Below are 23,548 nucleotides of genomic sequence, written 5' to 3' on the forward strand. Positions count from 1 at the left end.
TCGAGGACGGCGACCAGTTGCCTGTTCCCTCCCGGCTCGAAGATATCATGAGCGATCCCGACTACGCCGATGCGATTGCCTATTTGGTCGTTTCAGTCCCTGACGCCAAACCCCGTATGGTCAGAGTGAATGTTACCGTACCAGAAATGACGTTGAAACAGATCGATGCTGCTGCTAAAAAACGCGGTATGTCACGATCGTCATTCTTAGTTCATGCTGCTCAGAATGCTATTCAATCGATCCAGTCCGACACATCCACTTGAATTTTTTCTGACGGATAACTACGTATTTTTTGGACACACTGAAACCATTTAAAGAATTCATCCAAAAAGAAGAGAGAGATACCGATGTCGAACGTTGTCGTGGTGGGAACCCAGTGGGGTGACGAGGGAAAGGGAAAAGTGGTGGATATGCTGGCCTCCAGGGCTGACGTGGTGGTCCGTTTTCAGGGGGGAAATAACGCCGGACACACCCTGGTGGTCAATGGGGAACAGACCATCTGCCACCTTGTTCCCTCTGGTATCCTTCACGATGGGAAAAGGTGTCTGATCGGAAACGGCGTGGTAGTGGACCCGGAGGTCCTCATCCATGAAATCGAGACCTTGAAGGGAAAGGGGGTCCGGGTGGGTCCCGAGAACCTAGCCCTGAGCGAGAAAGCCCACTTGATCATGCCCTACCACAAGGCCCTGGATCTGGCCCGGGAGGCAGCCAAGGGGAAAAAGAAGATCGGCACCACAGGCCGTGGAATCGGTCCCTGTTACGAGGACAAAGCGGCCCGAACCGGGATCCGGGCCGTGGACCTGCTGGAAACCGACACCCTGGAGGAAAAGATCCGGAGTAACCTGGTTGAAAAGAATTTCATCCTCAAGGAACACTTGGGGGCAGAGACCCTGGATTTCCAGTCCATCTTTGAAAGATATACCGCCATGGCCGAAATCCTGGGGCCCTATCTTACCGACGTCTCGGTCGAAATCGACAGGGAGACCAAGGCCGGCAAACGCATTCTCTTTGAGGGCGCCCAGGGAACCCACCTGGATATCGACCATGGGACCTACCCCTTTGTCACCTCTTCTAATCCTGTCTCGGGGGCCGCCTGCGTCGGGGCCGGGGTCGGCCCGGACAAGCTGCACCACGTGCTGGGGATTCTGAAAGCCTATACCACCCGGGTGGGTTCAGGGCCTTTCCCCACCGAACTTACGGACGAGATCGGCGACTACATCCAGGAAAAGGGGGCGGAATTCGGCGCCACCACGGGAAGGCGCCGAAGATGCGGGTGGCTGGACCTCGTCATGGCCCGGGACTCGGCCAGGCTCAACGGCCTTACCAGCCTCGGGATCACCAAACTTGACGTCCTTACAGGCCTTGAAAAACTCCGGATCTGCGTGGCCTACGATTGCCGGGGAGAAAGGCTGGATTCCAGACCGGCCAGTCTGAGAAAACTGGCTCAGTGTGTTCCTGTTTACGAGGAGTTGCCCGGCTGGCAGGAGGATATCTCATCGGCCAGAACCTTCGACCGATTGCCGGAGCCGACCCGGAATTGTCTGAAAAGAATCGAAGAGATCACCGGCGTGCCACTCTCCATTGTATCCGTGGGCCCGGGACGTGACCAGACCATCTTGTTGCGGGACCCCTTCGAAGGATGACGAAAAACCTTCCCCCAGGGCTTGTGCCCATTTTCCGGCCCAAGGCGTGCGGGCCCGGTGAACGATGATTCAAACCTATGCCCGTTTATGACAAAATCTATGACGTCATCGTGGTCGGGGCGGGCCATGCCGGCTGCGAAGCCGCCCTTGCAGCGGCCCGGATGGGTCATCCCACCCTGCTGCTGACTATCAACGTCGACCACATCGCCGCCATGAGTTGCAACCCTGCCATCGGCGGCCTGGCCAAGGGTCACCTGGTCAAGGAGATCGACGCCATGGGAGGGGAGATCGCTCAAAACGCAGACCAGACGGGCATTCAATTCCGCCGCCTCAACACCCGGAAGGGCTTGGCCGTTCAGGGATCCAGGTCCCAGAATGATATGGACCTTTACCGCAAGCGCATGAAGGGAGTGGTGGAGGCTCAGGCCAATCTGGATCTACGCCAGGCCATGGTGGACCGGCTCCTTGTGCGGGACGGGAAGATCCAGGGAGTGGAAACCAACATCCACGAGCAATTCCTGGGAAAGACCGTGATCCTCACTACAGGCACCTTTCTGAGGGGCCTCATCCACGTGGGACTGGACCACTTCCCCGCGGGGCGGATGGGAGATCCCCCTTCCAACCGACTCTCACAGCAGCTCCTGGAACTGGGGTTCGAGGTGGGCAGGTTGAAGACCGGCACCACCCCACGCCTCAACGGGAAAACGATCGATTTCAGCGGCCTTGAGGTCCAACCGGGAGACGACCCTCCCCGGCCTTTCTCCTTTTCCACCCGGGAAATCCCCCTGCCCCAGGTGCCCTGCCATATCACCTATACTACGGCAAAAACCCACGAAATCATCCGCTCGGGCCTGGACCGATCCCCCCTCTATGCCGGGATCATCACGGGCACAGGGGCCAGGTATTGTCCCAGCATCGAAGACAAGGTGGTCCGGTTTCCTGAAAAGGAAAGACACCAGATATTCCTGGAACCCCAGGGACTGGACACCCTGGAGGTCTATCCCAACGGTATCCCCACCAGCCTTCCCATAGACATCCAGGTCAAGATGGTCCGCTCCATTCCAGGCCTGGAAAAGGCTGAGATCGTTCGCCCGGGTTACGCCATCGAATACGATTATGTAGACCCCCTCCAACTCCTGCCCACCCAGGAGACCAAGCTCGTGGAGGGGCTCTTTCACGCCGGGCAGATCAACGGCACCTCCGGTTATGAGGAGGCCGCGGCCCAGGGCTTCCTGGCCGGGATCAATGCGGTTCTTAAGGTTCGGGGGGAAGAACCCCTCATCTTGGAAAGGTCCCGGGCTTATATCGGCGTGCTCATCGACGACCTGGTGACCCGGGGGACCCGCGAGCCTTACCGGATGTTCACTTCCCGGGCCGAATACCGCCTCTTGCTGCGGGAAGACAACGCTGATTTCAGGTTAAGGGACCTCGGTCACGAACTGGGCCTGGTGTCGGACGAGGTCTACAAGGAGTTTTGCAGGAAACGGGAGAAGACCGAAGAACTGCTCAGACGCCTTGAAGGGTTCACCCTGCGCCCCGATCCTTCGGTCCTGGACAGGCTGAAAGAAATGAACACCCCACCCATCAAGAACCTCACATCCCTGGCCCAGCTTCTCCGCAGAAACGAAGTGTTCATTGAACAATTGAAGGTCTTCGACCCGGAACTCGCCGACCTGGATCCCGCTGTGGCCGAAGAGGTGGAAACCCGGATCAAGTACCAGGGTTACATCGAGCGGCAGGAGCGGCAGGTGGAAAAGCTCAAAAGGATGGAGGCATTGAGGCTGCCTGAAGACCTGGACTACAATGCCGTCTACGGACTCACCCGGGAGGCCAGGGAAAAGCTCACAAAGGTGAAGCCCCGTTCCCTCGGCCAGGCATCCAGGATCTCCGGGATAACCCCGGCGGCCCTCATGGCCCTCCAGGTTCACCTCAAGCGTACCCTTCTCGCCCGGGATTCGACCTAAGAGCCATTAAGGATGACGAACCCTTCTCCTGCCTCCCACTCAAAAGTTCGTCCAGGACGGACTTGAATCCGGCATGGTTCTACAGTATGATGCCCCAAAATTCATCCAGCGAGGTTGCCCATGACAACAAAAAAGGTCTTGATCGCCACGAAAAAACCCTTCGCCGAATCCGCCAGAAACACCATGGTCCAGATGTTCAAGGAAGCGGGACTTGAACCCGTGGTACTTGAAAAATACGAGGATCCGGGGGAACTGCTCTCCGCCGTGTCGGACGTTGCCGCCATGGTCATCCGAAGCGACAAGGTGACGGAAGAAGTACTCGACGCGGCAAAGGAACTCAAGCTGGTGGTGCGGGCCGGCGCGGGTTATGACAATGTGGACTGTGAGGCGGCCAAGTCGCGCGGTGTCATCGTTGAAAATACGCCCGGCCAGAACGCCAACGCCGTTGCGGAGTTGACCATCGGCCTCATGGTGATGATGGCCCGCGGGAAGTACAGCGGCAAGCCGGGCACTGAACTGCGGGGGAAAAAGCTCGGTGTCCATGCTTACGGGAACATCGGGAAGATCGTCGCCTCCCTGGCAAAGGGTTTCGGTATGGAAGTCTGTGCCTTTGATCCCTTCATCGACCGATGCGTCTTTGATGAAAACGGTGTGGAATGCATGAGCTGCAGGGAAGACCTCTATGCATGCTGCGACTACGTCTCCCTGCACATCCCGGCAACTCCAGAGACGGTCCAGTCCATCAATTACGACATCCTTTCACGCATGAAGGAGAGCGCTACGCTCATCAACACGGCACGGGCCGAGGTGATCCACGAAGAGGATCTCCTGAGGATCATGGAGGAACGTCCCGGGTTCAAATATGCTTCGGATATCGCCCCGAAAAATGCCGACATCCTCCTTGAAAAATTCCCTGACCGCGTTTTCTTCACACCCAAAAAAATGGGGGCCCAGACCCTGGAGGCAAACACCAACGCCGGATTGGCCGCCGCCCAGCAGGTGATCGACTACCTCAAGGAAGGAAAGATTCTAAACAGGGTAAACCCCTGAAGGCCCCCATCTCATAATGCCCGACGGAATCCCTGCTCCCGGCAGGGCCTTGCCCCTTAAGGGTTGAATCAAGGCCTGTCGGGATCAGGGTCGGAGGCCTACCTCCCGATCTTTTCCTCTCAGTCTCTTCCCAACTCGAAACTGTAGATCCGTTCAAATAACATCCACCTTCCGACTCCGGGAGGAAAACTGCGTCTGCCCCCATTGCTGTCTAAAATAGGATTGTTTGCTATTCATTAACAATAAAATCAGATGGATAGCCATACATAAGGTTTCCTGTCAAATTCAGGTTCTTTTGCAGGCCACCAGAAAGCAGAGGCTGCGGATGTTCTCCTCGCTAACGTTCCCACCAGAAAGCCGGCGGGCAGGCGCTCCGCCGTCCATGGCTCCGCTCCCGCCAGACACCGGCGGACAGGCACTATAGTGGCCTGCCCCCAAAAACAAATCCGGTACAAATTGTGCATAAAAACATGATTAACCATATAAGATTATAGATGGTCGCCAGACCGTTCTCCATGAAGTTTTATCCATGAATAATACGGCCTTTCAATGGGTTATCAACGAATAAAACCTGTGGCAAGATGTCCCGGGATTCTTGAAAGGTTCTTGCCCATCGTCCGGATTTTGACCCCTGTTTTAATCCTTCTCCTGTCTTCCTTTGCCCATGCCGACAAAAAACCCCTTATTGTTGTTGGGGACCGCAGTTACGCTCCAATGGAATTCCTGGACAACGAAGGCAAGGCCCGAGGCATCATGGTTGACATCTGGCGCTTGTGGTCCCGGAAGACCGGTATTCCTGTGGATTACCGGTGCATGGACTGGTCCGACGCCATTAATGCCGTACTTACGGGCCGTGCCGACGTGGTGGCTGACATCTTTTACAGCGAAAAAAGGGCGCGGCTTTTTGATTTCTCACCTTCCTTTCTCACCATGTCGACGAGCCTTTTTTTCCACCGCAACCTTTATGGGATCAAGGGATTGGAGGATCTTACCGGGTTTCAGGTCGGTGTAGTGAAGGGAGATTACGCTCAGGAATTTATCGAGACGCGGTATCCGAATATATCGACCGTTCCCTTTTCCACCTATGAAGAGATGGTCCGCGGCGCGGGAGCGGCGTGCTGCGAAGGGAATCCAGGGGTAAATGAATCCGTCCCCATTCGAATTCTTCTTGTAACGGTTTCGGGAATTTACTTTATAAACAAATCATGCTAATCAGGATAACAGAGGTCAAGAACCCTGAGCCCACACTCCCTGGAGTACTCTCCTCTGATCCAAAAAGGACGGAGTCAAAAAACCGTGGAAAAGGACGGAAGGGACCGCATCCTTAAAGAACTACAGGCGGGATACAATCTTCCTGCCCTCTCCCCAGTGGCCTTCAAGCTGGTGGAGATGGCCTCGGACGACAGCTCTTCGGCCAAGGATCTGGCCGACTTGATCGGGAAGGATCCTTCCCTGGCCGTCCGCCTGCTCAAGATTGCAAACAGCGCCTTCTTCCAGTCCGGGGAACCCGTCTCCACTCTGGAGCAGGCCGTTGTCAAGCTGGGCTTCCAGCGGATCCGCGTGATGGGCCTGTCCCTTTCCCTTCGGGACACCTTCCCCATGGGAAAGGTCGGCGCCATGGACTACGAGCGATTCTGGCGTTCCTCCCTTTACAGGGCCATAATAGCCAAATCCCTGGCACAGCACCGGGGAAACTGCAACCCGGATGAGGCCTTCGTGGGTGCGCTCACCTTGGAGATCGGATTTCTCATCCTCTTTGACATTTTTTTTACCTCCCAGCCAGAGCCTTTCCCAGGAGACCCGGATGACCTGGAGCGAATCCTGCCGTGGGAGGAGGATCGCCTCGGCATTAACCACCGAGAGGTGGGAAAAGCAGCCTTATCGTTTTGGAAGTTTCCCGAATCCATCCTGGCCTGCCAGCGACTTTACGGGAAAGAGGCCCTGGCCGAGGAAGCGCCGCCCCTTGCCAGGGTCTGTGAATTGGGACGGGTCCTCGGCGGGCTTCTTCTTCGAAAAGGGACGGATTTTCCCTCCCTGTTTGCGGAAGCGAAACGTTGCGGTGGCCTGGACTCGGATCTCCTTAACGATATCCTCCTGGAGACCTTCACCCAGGTACAAGAGATCGCTGATCAGCTCCGTCTGGCCCTGGACGGAGAAAAAGACCTGCTGGGGCTCATGGAACGGGCCAACCAGGCCCTGAGCCGCATCTCAGACCACCTGTCGGACAAAGAGAAAACGCCCTCCAAGACCTCGCTGCCTTCCTTTGAAAGCCTTCAGGAGGAAGGGGCCCTCGTAGTCACACGCACCCTCCAGGCCGTTGCCCACGAAATACGAAATCCCCTCGTGGCCGTCGGGGGATTCGCCAAGAGGCTCGCCTCCACCCTGGATCCATCAAGCGAAGGGGGGAAATACGCCCAGTTCATACTGGAGGAAACCCGGAGACTGGAAGCAGCCCTTTCCAGGATGACCACTCCGGAAGGTTGAGAGGAGAGCGGCCAGCCCGCGTCCGGATTTCAGCCTCTTCTATCCTATCTGTTCAACCCGTTAAACAACCTAACCCGAGAGGAGATTGTCAAGATGGAAGTGTTGATCGTCAACCAGAGAGAGGTGAGGGAACTCCTTTCCATGAAAGCATGTATGAAGGAGATGTCGGAGGCCCTCAGGGCCCTGGAGCGGGGAGACGCCCACATGCCGCTCCGCTCCGTCATGTGGCTCCCTGAAATGACCGGGGCGTTAGGGATGATGCCGAGCTACATGCAGAATCTCAAGGTCATGGGTCTCAAGGTCATCAGTGTGTTTCCCGGAAACGTGGGCACTGATTACGACTCCCACCAGGGGGCCGTCATGCTTTTTGATACGGAACACGGTCAGCCCCTGGCCATAGTGGAGGCCAGTGCCATCACCGCCATACGGACTGCGGCCGTATCGGGCGTGGCCACGGATCTGCTGGCCCGCAAGGACGCCGGGGACCTGGCCATCCTGGGGGCGGGGACTCAGGCCCATGCCCACCTGGAAGCAATGCTTCTAGTGCGAGCGGTGCGCAGGGTCCGGGTCTGGAGCCTTCACCCGGAGCGTGCGGAGGAATTCGCCGAGAGGGCGTCCAAAAGGCACGGTATCATTGTCGAGCCCATGGCCACGGCATTTGATGCCGTCCAGGGAGCGGATATCATCTGCACCACGACCTCCTCCACGGATCCCGTTCTCCTGGGTGAATGGATTCGGGAAGGGACCCACATCAATGCGATCGGGGCCTGCATACCCACCAGCCGCGAGTTGGATACCGAGGCCGTGGTAAAATCCAGGCTCTTCGTGGACCGCCGGGAGTCGACCTTGAACGAGGCCGGGGACTTCCTGATCCCCAAGGGAGAAGGGGCCATCGGAGATGACCACATCCAGGGAGAGATCGGGGAAATCCTTGAGGGCAAGATTCAGGGCAGAAGGACCGACGAGGAGATCACCCTGTTCGAATCCCTTGGACTCGCCGTAGAAGACTTGGCGGCGGCCAGGCACATCTATGTCCAGGCGATGGAAAAGGGCGCGGGGACCGCCCTTGAACTGGGAGGGAGCAGGAAAGGAAATGCATGAGGAGCGGGGAGTCACCATTCCCAGAATGGGACAAGAATGGGACATTAAAAAAAGGCTCCAGTTTGACACAACCCCTGCAGCCGACCGGGAATCCCGGTTTTTTCAACCAGAATCTTGCAAGCGCCTAGTTTGCCGAATAGGAAACGAATATGATTACCCTGCTGGACTATGGGGCAGGAAACGTCCGAAGCGTGCTCAACGCCCTTGAGAGCCTGGGAGAAACGGTCAGGACCGTGAGGAGCGCCGATGATATCCTCTCGGCCGATAAGCTTATCTTTCCCGGGGTGGGAGCCTTTGGAAGAGTGATGCAGGTCCTCTATCGGAAAGGCTTCGTGGAACCTCTGAAGGCCTACCTCCATTCGAACCGCCCGTTCCTGGGGATCTGCCTTGGGCTCCAGGTCCTTTTTGAAGAGAGCGACGAAGCCCCGGGGCTCAAGGGACTCGGGATCCTGAAGGGCCGGGTGAAACGGTTCGATACGGATCTTTCTGTCCCCCACATAGGTTGGAACGGGCTCTCTGTGGCCCGTCCATCCCGGATCTTCAACGGGTTGCGGGGGGACGAAAAATTCTACTTCGTCCACTCCTACCACGTGGTTCCGGAGGACGACACGGTGGTGCTCACCCGGACCGACTACGGATATCCTTTCACAAGCGCCGTCCAGACGGGGAACCTCATCGCCACCCAGTTTCATCCGGAAAAAAGCGGATCAACCGGCCTCCGTTTGCTGAAGAACTTTCTGGATACGGGAACTCCTCCGGTGCTTCCCGGGGAGAGTCCGACCCCGACCCGGCTCGCCAAGCGTATCATTGCCTGCCTGGATGTCCGGGCAAACGACGATGGAGACCTGGTGGTCACCAAGGGGGACCAGTACGATGTGCGAGAGAAAGGTCTCGTCCGTAACCTCGGGAAACCCGTGGAGCTGGCCCGGCGATATTACGAGGAAGGAGCCGACGAGATCACCTTCCTGAACATCACGGGCTTCCGGGATTTTCCCCTCCAGGACCTGCCCATGCTCGAGGTGCTCCGGCAGACCTCCCGGAATGTCTTCGTTCCCCTGACCATCGGTGGCGGGATACGCGGTTACCGGGAAAAGACGGGCCGCCGCTATTCGGCCCTGGAGGTCGCCGCGGAGTATTTCCGATCGGGGGCGGACAAGGTCTCCATCGGGAGCGACGCCGTCCTGATCGCCGAGGAATACCTTCGGACGGGCAAAAAGACCGGGAAGAGCGCCATCGAGGAAATCTCCCGCGTGTACGGGAACCAGGCAGTGGTGGTCTCCATCGACCCTCGCAGGGTGTACGTTCATTCCCCCGGTCAAACCCCCCACCCCTGCATCCGAACATCCCTGCCGGGCCCCAAAGGGGAAAGGTATTGCTGGTACCAGTGCACCATCATGGGTGGGCGGGAAGGCCGGGACCTGGACGCGGTCACCCTTGCCAGGGCATGTGAAGACCTGGGGGCCGGCGAGATCCTCCTCAACTGCATCGACCGGGACGGGACCAACCTCGGCTTCGACCTTGAGCTGATCAATGCAGTAAAAGGAGCGGTATCCATCCCCGTAATCGCTTCCAGCGGAGCCGGCCGCCCGGAGCACTTCCTGGAGGTCTTCACCGAAACCGGGGCCGAATCGGCCCTTGCCGCAGGGATTTTTCACCGGAAGGAGGTCCCCATCGGGGAACTAAAGAGGTTCCTGCAGGGAAAGGTGGAGATTCGAACATAGCCTTCCCTAATCTTCAGGAAACAGGCTTTTCACCTCTTTGCGGAATGAATCGAGAATCTGCGAAAAGGCAGGATCGTCGAGGTCTTCCGGACGGCTTTCAAGGCTCCTAAGGATCTCCAGGTAATACCAGGCCTGCTTCTCCCTGCCCCTGTTGAAACGGTCCCAAACCGACTCCCCTACCCTCCTGCGGTCCGCGGCGATGCTTCTCAGGTTGTGAAGTTTGTCGGCGCATGAAACGATCTTGATATCCAGGGGGGCATCCTTCAGGAACCGGATGGTATGGGCCTTCCTCTCCTCCCAGGGCCTGGATTTCTCGGGTTCCGAACACCCCTCCACGATGTCTCCTACCCTGTTCCCGAAGGTCTTGCGGATTTCGTCAAGGGTCACCCTGGTATCTTCCACGGTGTCGTGTAGGATTCCCGCGGCGATCATCTCCTCGTCACATCCCGCCCGGCAGAGCAGAAGAGCCACCCCAAAGGGATGGCTGATGTAAGGAAGGTCCGTTCCCTTTCGTACCTGGTCCCGATGGGCACGGCAGGCCAGTTCAATTGCAAGTTCAATAAGGGTGAGCTTCATGGTCACTGTTCTCCATTCACAGCATGTCGGAGGCATCCAGCCATGATTTGCAAAGGTGGAAAAACACGTCGGACAAGTAGACGACACCCAGGACCTTTTCGCCTTCAAGCACCGGAAGGCGGCGCGCCCTTTTTTTGACCATGAGGTCCACCAGGGTCATGAGGGGGACTTCAGGTGTAACGGTTATGACCGGTGCGCTCATGATCTGCTCCACTTTCAGGTCATTGAACTGGGCAAGATGCTGGTCGATATCCTCCTCCCATACGTGAAAACTGTCGAAGGCATAGTTCAGGTAAGGCGGCCTGAGATGATAGAGGATGTCATGCATGGATACCATCCCCACGAGCCGATCTATTTCATCTATCACAAGGATTCCAAAAGGTTTGTAACCGCTCTCCCTCACCTTGCCCTGAAAGATCATACGAACCGCCTCCCTCACGGAGGCCTCAGGCCGAATTTTCCCGTAATCCTGAACCATGATGTCCCTGGCATGGATTTCTTTCATGGATCTCCTCCTTTCATGCCGCCCGGATATCCCGTCACTGATATTCAGCCGGATATAAATCTTATTATATCAGCATGAAAGACCGGCTGGAAGCGCAGTTTCAAATCGGCTGACGTTGGCTGCCGGAGGGCTCCTGCCCGGTCCGACATCACCGCCATAATTGACCCAGGAGACGAATGAGCTGATCAACACCCCTTAAATCTATTTTTTCCTTTGAAATCATTCATGATTCTTTCTACCTTAGTGGATGGACCCTTTACCAAATTGATAAAACCTTGGAACAGGTTTTATAAGGGTTAAGGAAAGGTCTCCCTTCGCACAAAACTTAAGCTGTCATTTCATTTCGAGGAACAAAGCATGGTTGAAATGTCTTTTCTGGGAAAAAATTTAGAAGCATTAAAGCGGTTCAATCCACACGTCAGGGAATGGCTGGATAAAAACAGCGAGAAAGCGGTTGAAGTGAGGGCGAAAATATCAAAAAACAAAAACGGGATTACCGACATCTCGGTGGGCCCCGGTTTCCTGATGGAAAATTTCTCCCTCAACTCATATCAGATCTGGCTCAGAGACCGCGACGTCAAAGTTTACATAGTCATCGGCACAAATTTAGGATACGGCCTGAATCTGATCCTGGAAAAAGCGGATCCGTCGACTAAGGTCTTGGTTTTGGAACCGAGTGCGGAAATCCTCTTTGCATGCCTTGGCCTTACGGATTACTCCCCTTTCATCAAACAAAACAGGCTCGCATTTCTGCATCCTGATATAAATTTTTTGAACAAGTTCTTAAGTCAACTGGAATTATATATTTTCCATTCCAAGATCAAAATCCTGGTTGATATTCCGAGTTCCACGATCGGACCCGAATACGAGCATTGGGGAAAAAGGATTAAAGAGATCCTTGCTGACATGAAATTAAATGTCACCACAACAAAAAAAATACAAGAAGAAGTCGTAAAAAATGAAATGGAAAATTTCAGTTCCGCATTTTCCGATGGCTCTCTTTTACCCCTGAAATGTGATTCCATGGATCTGCAAGCAATAATACTTGGAGCAGGACCATCCCTGGAACATTATATAGGTCTTTTAAAGGAATTTGAAGATTCAGCTCTTTTCCTGACATCGTTTCAAACACTCCCGGCCCTTGAAGGTTTTGGCTTTACTCCATCACTGTCAATGCTCATTGATTACTCAAAGAACCTGATAGATATTTATAAGCGCGTAGATTCTGAACGGCTCAAGAACATTCCTCTCATCTATTCAGTAAAAGCATCACCAGGGGTGGTAAGAAGGTATCCCGGCCCCAGGTTCCCGATATGGACCATAGGAGGGCTCGGCACCTACATAAAGGATCACCTCGATATAGTGATTGATTCTGGAGGAAATGTCTGCGTTGCGTTGATCAGGTTGTTCAAGTTGTTCGGCATAAAAAAATTCTTTTTGGTAGGACAGGATTTTGCCTGGGTGGACAGTAAAACCCATGTAAGCGGTCATCATGCAAATAAACTTCAATTCAGATATGATCCTAAAATTCATGCACGACTGAAAAACCGGCGAGGGGAAACGATTTATTCTACTGCTTCTCATTTATCTGCCGCACGCAAGATAGAACAGGAGATAAAAAATTCAGATATTAAAGTGTACAACCTTTACGGGGGTGGCGTGAATATTGTGGGGACCATCGAAATTACTTGGGATGAAATGAAAGATGAGCTTTCCAATAACACTCAAAAATCAAAGCTTACCTCCTTTTTAAAAGAACTCGCTCTTTGCAGAAAACCAAGACCGATTCCTGCCCTGCCCTTACAGTTCAAGGCTTGGAACAGCTCTCTGAATCATGTGCAGAAAAGGTTGGAAAAACTTTTCAAAAAACCATCAAAAAATGCATTAGAGATAAACGCCACATTCAGGGAAATATATTTATTTTTGAACCAGCACCCCTTATACCAGCCGTACATTTCAAATGACATAGCTGAAATGGCGAAAATGGCATTCATAAAAAGCAATTATTCACCTGCCGATTTTGTTTACACAAAAAAAATCATCAAGAATATCAAAAGAAAGACAAGGGAAATGGATACTGCTTTAAGTGTGGCAGCAGGGGTGAAAGGCCAAGTAACGGCAAGGAGTAAACCACTATAGGGTTCAGCAAATAGCTTGAGGGGTCAAGGGGCCAAGTGAAATGCATTGAGGCCGGCTTATTCGGTCCTTCAACAATCATTCGGCCACTTGAACCCTACTCAAAAAAACGATCCAACTGAAGTCTTCGCCTGAAAGCGGGAGATTTCCCCCCAATTCCCGGGCGGCATGCCTGCCCCAGTGGAATCTTATTATTCCACCGGGGGAAAACGCCGATCTACATTCGTCTTTTGCGAAAAGATAAATAGCCCTTGATATGTCTTTCGTTATGAGATAAATTTTATCTATGGAATCTATCATTGAACAGCTTATTGCGAATTTTCATGAACGGCCCCTTCCTCCCCTCACCCGCCGCCACGTAAGATTGCCGTGGCTGCCCGGTAAAGTTGATACGGTTGTGGGTATGCGCAGGTCGGGCAAGACATGGTTTCTCTACCAGGTCATTTCTGAACTCATAAGTAAAGGAATTCCCAAGGAATCCATCCTTTACCTGAACCTGGAGGATGAGCGGCTTCTGCCCATAAGGGCATCAGACCTCCATCTGATACCTGATATTTATTTTCGACGCTACCCCGGCCTCAAGGATCAACCATGCACGTTCCTCTTTGATGAAATCCAGAATGTCCCGGGGTGGGAAGTATTTGTCAGACGTCTGCTTGACAGCGAAAACGTCCATATTTGCCTTACAGGATCTTCGGCCAGACTCCTAAGCCGTGAAATAGCAACGAGCCTGAGGGGGCGTTCCATCGCGACCGAAATATTCCCATTCAGTTTTATGGAGGCTCTTCAACATCAAGGGATAACTGTGGAAAAAGGCAGACGTCCCGGCGCAAAAACCAGGGCTTACATTGAGAACCGATTCAGGGCTTATCTGCTGCAGGGGGGATTTCCAGAGGTCCAGGATTTGGAAGATGAGTACAGGGTCAGGATTCTCCAGGACTATTTGAACGTTGTGGTGTTACGGGATGTAATAGAGCGTTATGGGATATCCAATACAGTGGCGCTTCGTTATCTGATCAGACACTTCATGAACTCACCAGCGGCCCTCTTTAGTGTCAACAAGTTTTTCAATGACTTAAAATCCCAGGGTATTTCGTGCGGCAAGAACACCTTGCATGAATATCTGGATTACGTCTCTGATGCCTATCTTGTGTTTCAGGTATTCCTTCACACTGAATCAGAGCGGGCACGGATGGTAAATCCCAGGAAGATATATGTGATTGATACAGGTCTCATCAATGCCTGCTCCCGCAGCCCAAGACCTGAATGGGGGCATCTGTTGGAAAATTTTGTGTTCATGGAGCTGAGAAGGAGCTATCAGACCATTGAGTATTATAAGACCACAAGGGAACGTGAAGTGGATTTCCTCGTGACGGACATACAGGGCCGCCGAGCCCTCATCCAGGTGGCCGCTGAAATCGCCAGGCCTCTTACGCGGCAACGGGAGTTAGAGGGGATTGAGGAGGCGATGAAAGAAACAGGCATAAACAATGCCGTTATTATCACCCTTAACCATGAGGAAGATGTGGAAACAGAAGCAGGCAGCATAAAAATTCTGCCTGCTTGGCTATGGGGTATTTCCGGCCTTATATGAGATGTGCCCTTCCAACACCCCATTCACAAATGGACAGGATGGGGTGGGGCAGTATCTTGAGGCATTGAATAAACTCCGAAAGCAGTCAACAGCTTCAAGATTGTTTCTAAAAAGATTAAAGCTGCAAGTCACGGATGTTCTTTTCTAGTTGGGTACTTCGTGTGATAGCCTCTTGGGGTAACCATCTTCCCTCCCAGAACCCGCGTACCCGAATTGCCGATGATGACCATCGTGAGCATATCAACGACGGTTTCATCCAGTTCACTCAGGGAGGTGATCTGCACCCACTCCCCCTCTCTGGCCGCGTTTCTCACGATCCCCACGGGCGTGTCCTTTCCCCGGTACTTCAGGATCATTTCCTTCACGCAGCCCAGTTGCCAATCCCTCCTCTTGGACCTTGGATTGTATAGGACCAGGACGAAATCCGCCTTTGCCGCGGCCTCCACCCTGGCTTCAATCATCTCCCACGGTGTCATGAGATCACTGAGGCTGATCACGGCGAAGTCATGCATGAGGGGAGCGCCCAGGAGCGCAGAGGCGGCTGAAAAGGCCGGAACACCTGGAACCACCTCCACTTCCACGGATCCCAAAAAACCCTCCTCGGCCAGGATCTCCAGGATAAGCCCGGCCATGCCGTAGATCCCGGCATCACCGCTGGAGACGACGGCGGTCTCCCGCCCCCCGAGGGTCTCCTCGACGGCCGCCCGGCACCTGGCAATCTCCTGTCTCATGCCGGAAGAGATGATTTTTTTGCCCGCGAGAAGGCCCGGTTCGATGAGTTCCAGGTAGGTCTTGTATCCCACGACCACTTCCGCCCGCTCAAGCGCCCTCTTTGCCCTTGGGACCAGGTACAGGGAAGAGCCGGGACCGAGGCTTACGACGGTCAACCTTCCAGGGCCACGGCCAGGGTTGCATTCCGGCTTTTCGTTTTGGGAATCAGGAGCCTTCCGTTGCCTGATTTCACTATAGCCGTTGCTTCGCATACGCTCTGTACTCCCATGTGTTTCTCAACCATCACCGATGGGTGAGGGACGCTAACGGAGCGGATCTCGGAAAGATCCACGAAAACCGCAGGCACCCCCAGTTCCTCGGCCGCCCTTTTGAGCCCTTCCTCGTCCCGCTTGGCTTCGATGCTGGCCAGGCATTTCAGGGCTTTCATGGCAAGGGAATATCTCTCAAAGGTGCTTACCACCAAATCTATGATCTCACGGCCTTCCGTTCCCCTGTTACAACCGATTCCCGCTATCAGGCACCTTGGATGGAGGACCAACTGCATCATCGTGGTCTCGGGCTCCTTGCGTCTCCAGGTGACCCAGACCCCTGGACGTCCCTTTACCCACTCCTTCTCCTCGGCGATTCTCATCATGGGAAAAGGGATCTTTCCACCTTGCCCGAAAAAAAGCCGATCTTCGGGATCGAACACCTGAACGGGCTCGCCGGACAGTATGGCCATGTTTACGGCCTTTACTCCGCCGAGGTTCAGGATGGCCATCTCCTTTTCCCTTGCCAGGACGTCGATCGCCGTAAGGCCCGCGGCATCGGTCGCCGTGGTGATGACCGCCCGGCCGCCAGTAAGGGAGGCCACTTCCCCGGCCAATTCATTGGCTCCTCCAAGATGTCCCGAAAGCAGGCTGACCGCATATCGCCCCTCCTGGTCCAGAACCACCACCGCCGGGTCCTTATCCTTGGAGCTGAGGTGGGGAGCGATGACCCGTACCACGATCCCGGCGGCCGAGATGAAGATCTGGCGGGGATACCGCCTGAAATTAGCTGCCACGGCCTCTCGCAGCCCCTCGAAGGGAACGGCTCCATAGGATTCGGCAAGGCGTGAAGGCATGAAAAGATCTCCATTCATCCCGTGGGCCAGCATCCTCCCGAGGCGTCCTCCCCGTGGGGTCAGGGCGTATATGGCCGTCTGTCTCCCTGGATCTTGCATAAACAATCTTGAACCCGGCAAAATACTATCGGCTGAAGTCGATAGCTTTAGGGGTCAAGGGGTCAAGTGAAAATCATTTTTTCATTAAATCCCGATTTCTCACTCAAACCCTGGACCCCTTGAATCCTTGAACCCTACTCAAAAAAACGATCCAACTCATTTCCTGAATCCATGTAAAAAGTCCGGGCAATAAAGTCTGGAAGAAACGGGTTCCTCCTCCTGGCCCGGGAGCACCAGAAACACGGCCTGTCTTCGAATGCCGGCGGTCCTGACCGTTTCCACCAGGGTTGAAACCCTGGACCGAAGGATCAACTCATCGGGCCACCCCACCCGGTAGGCTGTAACCACCGGGGTCTTCGCGTCGTATCCCCCGGCAAGGAGCCCTTCTGCTATCCCCTCGGGATCCGATGCCGAGAGATAGAGGGCCATCGATGCATTGTGGCGGGAGAGTTCTTTCAACCGCTCCTTTTCAGGTACGGGGGTTCGGCCCTCAAGCCGTGTGATGATCAGGGTCTGGACCTTTTCGGGGAGCGTAAAGGAGACCCTTGCGGAGGCCGCCGCCGCCGTCGCCGCGGTGACGCCGGGAACGATTTCATAGGGGATGCCTTCCCTCTCCAGGAGGATCGCTTGTTCTCTTACCGCGCCGTAGAGGGATGGATCACCCGTGTGGACCCGTGCCACGGTTCCCCCCCCTCGCACGGTTTCAACCATGAGGGCATGGGTCTGATCCAGGGTCATGGATGATGAATCCCGCACCTCAGCACCTTTCCCCGCCCATGCCACCACCGCCCCGGGCACCAGGGAGCCGGCATAAAGGACCAGATCCGCCTGCTCGATACACTTCCGGCCCTTGATCGTGATCAACTCCGGATCTCCCGGCCCGGCCCCCACGAAATAAACCTGGCATTTTTTCTCTTTCATTTCCTGATCCTCTTGCGAACTTCAGTCCAACGGCCTGGTGGCCCTCACAACGTATACCGGGTTCAAGGCCTCGAACCGCAGATCCGAGGCCAGGCTCTTCGATCTGCCTGCCTGAACCTGGGTGATAGAAAAGGGCCACCCTTGTGCGCCCAGGAGATCCCTTGCCTTTGAGAGGGACCCCAGGAGCACCAGGTGAAGGACCACTTTCCCTCCCGGCTTGACTCTCCTCATCACTTCTTCCAGGAGCCCGTCTCCCTTGCCCATGCCTCCACCGATGAAAACCCGGTCAGGGTCGGGAAGCGATCCCAGGCATTCGGGCATTTCCCCCTGGACGACCTCAACCACGTATGCTCCCGTGCGGCGAATGTTTTCCCGGATGAACCCAACCCTTTCCGAATCCCTTTCAACGGCCAGGACCCTTCCACAATGTGCCAACACAGAGGCCTCAATGGCCACAGCACCGCACCCGGAACCCAGGTCCCAGACCGTGTGAACCGGCTCGATCTCAAGGGCGGAAAGTCCTACCGCGCGCACTTCACGCTTGGTGATGAGCCCCCGCTGGTGCAGATACCGCTCGTCGTCCAATCCCAGGCAAAGGGGGATTCCGGGCCTTTTCCTTCGCTCCAAAACTACAAAGTTCGGCGAAGAAAAACGCTCCCCGGCCGCTTTCTTCAGGTCAAGGCACCTCATTCGCTCCGATTCTTCACCCAGGTTCTCAAAAACATGCATGTGGAAGGTATCCACGCCCCTCCGCAACAGTTCCTCCGCCACCCGGCCCGGCCCGAAGTCCGGTCCTGTGTAAACGGCTACCTTGTCTTTGCGCACCAGGAGCCTCAGAAGGGGCATCATGTCGGTCCTGCCGTGAAGGGAAACGGCCTGGATATCCTGCCAGGGAATCTTCAATCTGGAGGCGGCCGCCTGGAGAGTGGTGACAGCCGGGTGCAGAACCACGGCCTCTTTTCCAAGGGCGTCGATCAGGGATCTCCCGATCCCGAAAAACCCCGGATCCCCGTCGGCCAATACCACCACATCTTTTCCCCGGCCGGCTTCCTTCTTGACCACTTCAAGGACCTCCCCCAAGGGGCTTCGGATAGGGATCTTCCGGGCCGGATGTCCCTCGAACCGCCCCAGCAGTTTCTCACCTCCGACCAGCACCTGGGCGGAGGCAATCCTTTGGGCCTGCCGGGGTGCAAGCTCCCTTGAATCCGGCTCCATTCCGAGCACGTGGATCGGTTTCATGAGCGTGATCCTCCATCCCTTTTGCGGGCAAGCAGACCGCCCTCGAAATCGAAAAGATACAGGGTGATACCCGGCGCCCTCCCCCCATACCCCCTGGCCGAGGCCAGGGCCCTTTCTGCGATCTCCTCCAGGCAGCGCCCCCCTCGCTCGTCGCCGAGGATCCATTTTAGCGCTTCCCTGGCCGTGTTGGCCCCGGCGATCCTCCCGGCCCTTTCTCTCTCCACACCCGCGAGAAGGGCCCATGAAGAGAGAAGGCCGAAGTCGATCTTCGACCTTCCGGCATGGGTATGGGCATGGCCCTGGGCCACCTTGACGAGCTTTCCGAAAAAGCAAGCGTAAAGAATCTCCCCGAACCCCCTGGAGGCCGCCTCCCTGAGAGAAAAAGCAAAGTAGTCGGCCACCTGGATGAAGGCCTCCTCCGGGAGATCCGGCCTCTGTTTCCTCAGGTATCGCTCGCTTTTTCCCCCCGTGGAAAGGGCAATGGTCGCAAGCCCGGCGGCCCGCGCCACATCCATTGCCACCTGCACGGTCACCCGATAGGCCTCGTGGGAGAAAGGCTTGACCGTCCCCCTGGTACCCAGGATGGATATACCCCCCACGATTCCCAGGCGCGGGTTCAGGGTCCTTTGGGCTATCCTTTCACCCTCCGGGACCTCGATGGTTACGGAAACCCCGCTCCTGATCCCGGTCTCTTCCAGGCCCTCCAACACCGCCGCCCTGATCTGCCTGAGGGGCGCGGGGTTGATGGCCCATTCCCCGACGGGCACGGGGAGGCCGGGCCTCGTGACCTTGCCGACCCCCTTTCCTCCCCTTATAGTGACTTCCTTGTTTCCGGCCCCGGGACAAAGGCGCACGACAGCCCTGATCTCCGCTCCGTGGGTGACGTCAGGATCGTCTCCTGCGTGCTTCACCACTGTGACAGTACACCCCCCGGTTCCACGGCCCGATATCCCCGCGATGGGCACCCTGAGCCTTCCCCTCTCAGGGAGCGGGATTTCCACCTCCCTTGGCCGGGCCCCTCCCCCGAGGAACAGGACACCCGCCTTTGCGCCTGCCGCCGCCGCAGACCCTGTGGTAAACCCATGGCGAAGGCGCTTCCCGGGCATGGGTCAACCCTTCCCTTGCTCTTCAAGGGCCATCTCTGCCAACTGGTTCACCACGGTGGCGGCAAGGGCCGATCCTCCCTTTCGGCCCTCGACGGTGATATAAGGGACGGTTTCCTGGGCCATGAGCAGATCCTTGGACTCCTTTGCACTGACAAACCCCACCGGCATCCCGACGATCAATGCGGGCGTGGGGCCATTGTCCTCCAGGATCTCCAGGATTCTTAAAAGGGCCGTCGGGGCGTTTCCAACCACGAACAGGGATCCCTCAAGCCGGGAAATGCCACGATCCACGGCCAGGGCGGCCCTGGTCCGCCCGCCCCTTGCCGCCTTATCACGGACCTCGGGGTCGTTTATGTAACAGGCCACCTCGCAGCCAAGCCGCTCCATGCGGCCCCGGGTGATGCCCATCCGCACCATTTGTGTATCGGTAACGATCAGGCAACCCTTTTTGAGGGCCTCCATGCCATGCCTCACGGCATCCGGATGGAACCGAACCAGTGAGAGGAGATCCAAATCGGCCGAAGTATGGATCATCCTCCTTACGATCAGCCACTCCCTTCCATTGAAAGGCCGGGGTTCCGGCACCTCCGATTCGATTATCTCAAAGGATCTCTTCTCTATTTCGCCTGGATCCATCGGTGTTCTTTCTCTCTCCATGTCCCCCCCTGTAAGTGCGGCAGTAATCCACGATATGGCCCGCCACCTCCGGGTTGGATCCCCAGTGCAGGTGGATATAGGAACCCAGGACCCTGCGTATGGAATAACCCTCTTGAGCCTTGAGGAACGACTTTCGGCCTCTCACGGAGTAGATACGCTCCGGCAGCCCGTCCTCCCCGACGATTCGGGAATAGTGGAATTCATGGCCCCTCGCCCGGGTGCCCGGGGGCCCCAGCAGGCTCTCCTTGCCGGTAATGATCTCCCTGTAGCCCAGGGCGCTCAAGCGTCTTTCCATGCATGCGGACACGGGAAACACCCCGGCCATGGGGAAAGAGCGGCCCTCCAGGTCCCTGATCTCCCTCATGAGATACATGAATCCCCCGCATTCCGCGTACACCGGACCTCCGTCCAGGGCAAAGTCCCTTATCTCATTCATCAGGGTCCGGTTGCTGCAAAGTGCTTCGCAGTGGAGCTCGGGATACCCTCCGCCGAGTATCAAGCCGTCGAGATCTTCTGGCAGGTGCTCGGATCGCAGGGGTGAAAAAGGAACCAGCTCCGCCCCGGCTTCCTCCAGGAGCCTCAGGTTTTCCGGGTAGTAGAAACAAAAGGCTTCATCCAGGGCCACAGCGATGCGGATCCTCGACTCCGCTCTCTCCGGCCCATCCCCGCCCATTATTGTCTCCGACAAGGCCATCTCGACCGGCTCCAGGGACCCCAAGAGACCGTCAAGGTCCAAATTCTCCTCGATCCAGTCGGCCAGTCTCCGGGCCGCGTCTTCATCCATACGGAAATCCTCGTCCGTCACGAGTCCGAGGTGCCTGGAAGGGATCTCCAGGCCCCTGCAGGTCGGCAGGCATCCCAGGACGGGCGGTGCAGTAATCGAACGAACGGCATCCTCCAGCATCCGCCCATGCCCCTGGCTCCCCACGCGGTTGAAAATGAAACCTCTAATGGACAGCGCGGGATCGAACCGCGAAAAGCCCAGAGCGACAGCACCTGCCGAGCGCGCCATGGCCCCGGCATCGATGACGAGGATCACGGGGAGGTTCAACCACTTGGCCATCTGGGCGGTGGATCCGGCATCGTCCCTGCCCGAGAACCCGTCGAAGAGCCCCATGACCCCTTCCACCACCACGACATCCGCGTCCCGCCCGTACCGGCCGAAGATCCCACGGTTGTAATCCGCGCCCATCATCCAGCCGTCCAGGTTGTGGGAAGCGCGCCCCGTAATCCGCCGGTGGTGACCCGGGTCAATGAAATCCGGACCCACCTTGAAGGCTTGAACCCTCAGGCCCCTGGCCTTCAGGGCGGCCATGATCCCCAATGCTGCGGTGGTCTTGCCGCACCCGCTGTGGGTTCCGGCGATGACAAAGGCTGGGATTCCCATCCCTTTTTCCTCCCTTAACATCATCGCGCCGCTGCCAATATCCTTTCCCAGTCGCAATGGGCCTCGAAATGATCCGCGAGACGATCGTACTGGTGAAAACGGCTTAGGCGGCCCTGCTTCGGACGCCTTTCCTTGAGCCCCTTCGCCCGCCTCAGCCTGTTAAGGAAGCTCGCGCGGAAACCTGGCCGATCGAAGAGCCCATGCACATAGGTTCCCATCACCCGGCCCTTCTCCCCGATCCACCCTTCTTCCCACGAAAAACCCTCACCGGGCCTGTGGATTCGGAGAAAGGGGCCGCCCGCCTTTTTCAGGGGCCTGGTGCGCCCCATGTGGATCTCATAGCCGCTCACCCTCTTTCGGTTCCAGAGGCACATCCCGCTTACCTTTTGAACCACCTTTTCGCTCTCCAGGACGGTCTCCAGGGGAAGCAGATCGAGACCCCGCACCTTCTCCCGGCTGGATTCCACTCCCCCAGGGTCGGCGATCCGCTTCCCCAGCAACTGATACCCACCGCAAAGGCCGAGAACCACTCCGCCTGCCCCGGTGAAGTCCCGTATCCTTTTCTTCCATCCTCTCTTTCCGAGCCAGAGGGCGTCTTCCATGACGTTTTTGGTCCCAGGTATGATGACGCAATCGTACCCCGAGGTCAGTTCAGCGGGCCGCCGTAGGTAGTTGACCACAACGTCTTCTTCCCTTTCGAGGATCTCCAGGTCTGTGAAATTGGAGATCGCGGGGAGCCCGATCACAGCGATATTCAAGGTGTTCGGGCCGATGGGCCTCCGGGTCCGCTTGTCCTCCTGGACCGCCACGGAATCCTCCGAATCGATGAAGATGTCGTTGAAGAAAGGAACCAGGCCCATCACCGGCCTTCCAGTCCTCTTCTCGATGAAATCGATTCCGGAATCGAAAAGCCGGGGATCGCCCCTGAACTTGTTGATCAGGAAGCCCGCCGTCAAGTTTCTTTCCTCCGGGTCCAGGAGAGCGAAGGTCCCAATGATCTGGGCGAAAACCCCGCCCCGATCTATATCCGCCACGAGGATGCAAGGGGCACCGGCCGCTTTGGCCATGGAAAAATTAACCAGGTCGTTTTCCTTCAGATTCATCTCGCAGCAACTCCCCGCGCCCTCCATGACGATGAAGTCGTATTCTCGGGCAAGAAGGGAGTAAGATTCCATTACGGCCTCTTTCAACCTCGGCTTGAACTCGTGGTACTCCTTCGCTCCCATCCGGCCCAGGACCTTTCCCTGCAGGACGACCTGGGCCCCCAGACCGCTGGAAGGCTTGAGAAGTATCGGATTCATGTGTACCGAGGGGAGCACCCCTGCAGCCTCGGCCTGGACCACCTGGGCCCTGCCGATCTCACCCCCCTCCACGGTCACGTAGGAATTGTTGGACATGTTCTGGGCCTTGAAGGGAGCGACCCGGTAACCCCTTCGCCGGAGGATCCTGCAGAATGCGGCGGCGGCAATGGACTTTCCCACGTCGCTTCCGGTTCCCAAGAACATTATGCCTTTGGCCATTGGACATT

Annotated in this window: 20 protein-coding genes; 10 read left to right on the forward strand and 10 right to left on the reverse strand. The window is 56.3% G+C overall.

Translation table 11 applies throughout. The features are described from left to right. From JRF57_08875 to hisF, 8 genes are all read left to right on the forward strand, one after another. The coding region (locus JRF57_08875) for a type II toxin-antitoxin system HicB family antitoxin (GenBank protein ID MBW2303810.1) at nt 1–263 on the forward strand (263 nt) is incomplete at its 5' end. Between the two features lie 84 nt (nt 264–347). Continuing rightward, nucleotides 348–1,643: an adenylosuccinate synthase gene (locus JRF57_08880; protein MBW2303811.1), complete on the forward strand. Its 1,296-nt coding sequence runs from the start codon at nt 348–350 to the stop codon at nt 1,641–1,643. A 77-nt stretch (nt 1,644–1,720) separates the two neighbouring features. Continuing rightward, nucleotides 1,721–3,607, forward strand: a complete 1,887-nt coding sequence (gene mnmG / locus JRF57_08885; GenBank protein MBW2303812.1) for a tRNA uridine-5-carboxymethylaminomethyl(34) synthesis enzyme MnmG — start codon at nt 1,721–1,723, stop codon at nt 3,605–3,607. 120 nt (nt 3,608–3,727) lie between these two features. Then, nucleotides 3,728–4,657, forward strand: a complete 930-nt coding sequence (locus tag JRF57_08890; GenBank protein MBW2303813.1) for a 3-phosphoglycerate dehydrogenase — start codon at nt 3,728–3,730, stop codon at nt 4,655–4,657. Between the two features lie 573 nt (nt 4,658–5,230). Next, entirely contained in the window at nt 5,231–5,869 is a 639-nt protein-coding gene (locus JRF57_08895; protein ID MBW2303814.1) for a transporter substrate-binding domain-containing protein, read from the forward strand. A gap of 84 nt (nt 5,870–5,953) precedes the next feature. Continuing rightward, nucleotides 5,954–7,141: an HDOD domain-containing protein gene (locus JRF57_08900; protein ID MBW2303815.1), complete on the forward strand. Its 1,188-nt coding sequence runs from the start codon at nt 5,954–5,956 to the stop codon at nt 7,139–7,141. A gap of 93 nt (nt 7,142–7,234) precedes the next feature. Continuing rightward, the gene (locus JRF57_08905; GenBank protein MBW2303816.1) at nt 7,235–8,242 is read left to right on the forward strand and encodes an ornithine cyclodeaminase family protein; all 1,008 of its coding nucleotides are present in this window, start codon (nt 7,235–7,237) and stop codon (nt 8,240–8,242) included. Nucleotides 8,243–8,391: 149 nt separating this feature from the next. Continuing rightward, entirely contained in the window at nt 8,392–9,963 is a 1,572-nt protein-coding gene (gene hisF / locus JRF57_08910; GenBank protein ID MBW2303817.1) for an imidazole glycerol phosphate synthase subunit HisF, read from the forward strand. A 6-nt stretch (nt 9,964–9,969) separates the two neighbouring features. Here hisF and JRF57_08915 read toward each other — a convergent pair whose 3' ends face one another. Together JRF57_08915 and JRF57_08920 are read right to left on the reverse strand one after the other, a co-directional pair. Continuing rightward, the gene (locus JRF57_08915; protein MBW2303818.1) at nt 9,970–10,539 is read right to left on the reverse strand and encodes a bifunctional (p)ppGpp synthetase/guanosine-3',5'-bis(diphosphate) 3'-pyrophosphohydrolase; all 570 of its coding nucleotides are present in this window, start codon (nt 10,537–10,539) and stop codon (nt 9,970–9,972) included. 16 nt (nt 10,540–10,555) lie between these two features. Further along, entirely contained in the window at nt 10,556–11,044 is a 489-nt protein-coding gene (locus JRF57_08920; protein ID MBW2303819.1) for a CBS domain-containing protein, read from the reverse strand. A gap of 357 nt (nt 11,045–11,401) precedes the next feature. Between JRF57_08920 and JRF57_08925 the strand changes: the two genes are divergently transcribed. Together JRF57_08925 and JRF57_08930 are read left to right on the forward strand one after the other, a co-directional pair. After that, nucleotides 11,402–13,183, forward strand: coding sequence for a motility associated factor glycosyltransferase family protein (locus JRF57_08925; GenBank protein MBW2303820.1), 1,782 nt, complete (start codon nt 11,402–11,404; stop codon nt 13,181–13,183). A 283-nt stretch (nt 13,184–13,466) separates the two neighbouring features. Continuing rightward, complete coding sequence (locus JRF57_08930) at nt 13,467–14,774, forward strand: ATP-binding protein (GenBank protein MBW2303821.1); 1,308 nt, start codon at nt 13,467–13,469, stop codon at nt 14,772–14,774. Nucleotides 14,775–14,902: 128 nt separating this feature from the next. On the opposite strand, the gene cobJ is transcribed toward JRF57_08930, so the two are convergent. The 8 genes from cobJ to JRF57_08970 form a co-directional block, all read right to left on the reverse strand. Next, complete coding sequence (gene cobJ / locus JRF57_08935; GenBank protein ID MBW2303822.1) at nt 14,903–15,757, reverse strand: precorrin-3B C(17)-methyltransferase; 855 nt, start codon at nt 15,755–15,757, stop codon at nt 14,903–14,905. After that, a complete protein-coding gene (locus tag JRF57_08940; protein MBW2303823.1) occupies nt 15,658–16,710 on the reverse strand; it encodes a cobalamin biosynthesis protein in 1,053 nt (350 codons plus the stop codon). The genes cobJ and JRF57_08940 overlap by 100 nt, the downstream gene beginning before the upstream one ends. Before the next feature lie 156 nt (nt 16,711–16,866). Then, complete coding sequence (gene cobM, locus JRF57_08945) at nt 16,867–17,631, reverse strand: precorrin-4 C(11)-methyltransferase (GenBank protein MBW2303824.1); 765 nt, start codon at nt 17,629–17,631, stop codon at nt 16,867–16,869. 21 nt (nt 17,632–17,652) lie between these two features. Then, nucleotides 17,653–18,846, reverse strand: a complete 1,194-nt coding sequence (gene cbiE, locus JRF57_08950) for a precorrin-6y C5,15-methyltransferase (decarboxylating) subunit CbiE (GenBank protein ID MBW2303825.1) — start codon at nt 18,844–18,846, stop codon at nt 17,653–17,655. A 20-nt stretch (nt 18,847–18,866) separates the two neighbouring features. Further along, nucleotides 18,867–19,976, reverse strand: coding sequence for a cobalt-precorrin-5B (C(1))-methyltransferase (locus JRF57_08955; GenBank protein MBW2303826.1), 1,110 nt, complete (start codon nt 19,974–19,976; stop codon nt 18,867–18,869). A gap of 3 nt (nt 19,977–19,979) precedes the next feature. After that, nucleotides 19,980–20,633, reverse strand: coding sequence for a precorrin-8X methylmutase (locus JRF57_08960; GenBank protein MBW2303827.1), 654 nt, complete (start codon nt 20,631–20,633; stop codon nt 19,980–19,982). After that, the gene (locus JRF57_08965; protein MBW2303828.1) at nt 20,578–22,020 is read right to left on the reverse strand and encodes a cobyrinate a,c-diamide synthase; all 1,443 of its coding nucleotides are present in this window, start codon (nt 22,018–22,020) and stop codon (nt 20,578–20,580) included. Before JRF57_08965 ends, JRF57_08960 begins: the two co-directional genes overlap by 56 nt. A 20-nt stretch (nt 22,021–22,040) precedes the next feature. Further along, the gene (locus JRF57_08970; GenBank protein ID MBW2303829.1) at nt 22,041–23,540 is read right to left on the reverse strand and encodes a cobyric acid synthase; all 1,500 of its coding nucleotides are present in this window, start codon (nt 23,538–23,540) and stop codon (nt 22,041–22,043) included. Nucleotides 23,541–23,548 lie beyond the last annotated feature (8 nt).

This window comes from Deltaproteobacteria bacterium (assembly GCA_019310525.1).
GTDB lineage: Bacteria > Desulfobacterota > DSM-4660 > Desulfatiglandales > HGW-15 > JAFDEE01.